The organism is Snodgrassella alvi, assembly GCF_002777425.1.
Taxonomy (GTDB): Bacteria; Pseudomonadota; Gammaproteobacteria; order Burkholderiales; family Neisseriaceae; genus Snodgrassella; species Snodgrassella alvi_B.
Genome location: NZ_MDVC01000036.1, coordinates 1 through 1608, shown reverse-complemented (window position 1 = coordinate 1608; position 1608 = coordinate 1). Strand labels below are relative to the sequence as shown.

Annotated in this window: 2 protein-coding genes and 1 pseudogene; all 3 read left to right on the top strand. The window is 38.9% G+C overall.

Annotated features, from left to right (window positions below; translation table 11 throughout):
* A partial coding sequence (locus BGI33_RS03325) for a hypothetical protein (RefSeq protein ID WP_218965123.1) occupies nt 1-486 on the top strand: 486 nt, incomplete at its 5' end.
* 26 nt (nt 487-512) lie between these two features.
* A complete protein-coding gene (locus BGI33_RS03320; protein ID WP_100089918.1) occupies nt 513-890 on the top strand; it encodes an SMI1/KNR4 family protein in 378 nt (125 codons plus the stop codon).
* A gap of 238 nt (nt 891-1128) precedes the next feature.
* Nucleotides 1129-1608: pseudogene (locus BGI33_RS13965) on the top strand (RHS repeat protein); the annotation flags it as partial.

Sequence of the window (1608 nt, the reverse complement as noted above, 5' to 3'; positions counted from 1 at the left end):
TTTAATCTGTATCAGTATGCGCCTAATGGGTTGACTTGGGTGGATCCGTGGGGGTTAATATGTAAAGCTCCAAATGGCTATAAAAAAGGTGATGTAGACATACATGGTAACTTATCTCCTAATGCAAATAGAGCTTTAGGCCATAGAAACACTAGATCTGATGCTTTCGTACAAAGCCATCATCCAATACAAGACGCTTGGGCTAAAAGAAATATAACTAGTTATCGAAGAAATGCTGCACCAGCGACATTATTACAATCTTCTTCTGGTTTACCACATGCTAACATTAGTCAAGCACAAAGAGCTAGAAGATCACTTAATGGAGGATGGAATACAACCTTAAAACAAGAATTCAACATAAGTTACAGGGAAATGCTTGACGCCGGTGTACCTAAAGCACAAGCAAAAAAAGCGTTAAATGATTCTTATAAATATTTCGATAGCATTAGAAATGCTAATATAAATAATCCTTTTTTTGACTTATAGAATATTAATTGAATGGTAAATTTTTTATGGAAAAGAAATCAATTATAGAAATATTGTATATTCTTGAAAAAGAAATGAATATCAAATTTCCAAGTTTATATGTACGATTTTTGTCAGAAGAGGTCCAAGATAAAGAGCCGTATGAATTAATCACTGAAAAAGAAGAATATATATACATATATAACATATATGACATTCAAGAAAGAAATGATGTATATAGTATACAAAACATTGAACCCAATTATTTTTTAATAGGTCAAGATGGTGATATAGGCTATTTTATATACGTCAAGAAAAATAATGAGTCTGATAATATATATAGTTTGGATTTAGGCGCTTTAGGTTCTTTAGAAATGAATAAAGAGGCAACTGATATTTATCACTTAGGGAAATATATCGAATGACATATTTGTAAACATGAATAATACTAACCGTATAATTTTTCTTATAGAATTGAGAATTACAACTGAAATATAGAATATAATGTCTTAAAAAATGATTATGGAGAAGTGCCTTAATCGATAGAAAATGTATAGAAAATATGCTATACGTTTTATATTATTTAATGCTGCCAGCTAACTATAGAGTGATACCAAACCGGCCGGCCACAGCACCCACTACCAGCGCGACCCGCGCGGACTGGTGCACACCCGCATTGATGCTGCCGGACGCAAACTCGGCTTTAACTACGACGCCTATGGCCGCCTCAACACCCTCATCAACGAAAATGGCGAACACTACCAGTTTCAATACGATGCAGCCGACCGCCTGATCGAACAGACCGATCTGGACGGGCGTAAACAGAGATACAGCTACGATGCACTGGATAACGTCAGCGCCGTGCACTTTGCTGCCGGCAGTAGTGCTGAAATTATCCACCGCTTCAAACGCGATGCCATCGGCCGCCTCATCGGCAAATACACCACCGACGGCAACACCGCCTACCAGTATGACAAAGCCGACAACCTTATCAAAGTCGGCTACAAAAAAGCCGGCCTGCCTGCTGAAGCTGAACCCGACCTCATCACCTTCAGCTACGATCTACTGGGTAATCTGCTAAGCGAAACCACTGCACAGGGTACCCTCAGCCACCAGTACGACCCACTGGGCAACCGCATCGCC

Bases quoted from the DNA above. Each gene is read 5' to 3' on its own strand.
- BGI33_RS03320 (WP_100089918.1), top strand. From the start codon at position 513: ATGGAAAAGAAATCAATTATAGAAATATTGTATATTCTTGAAAAAGAA.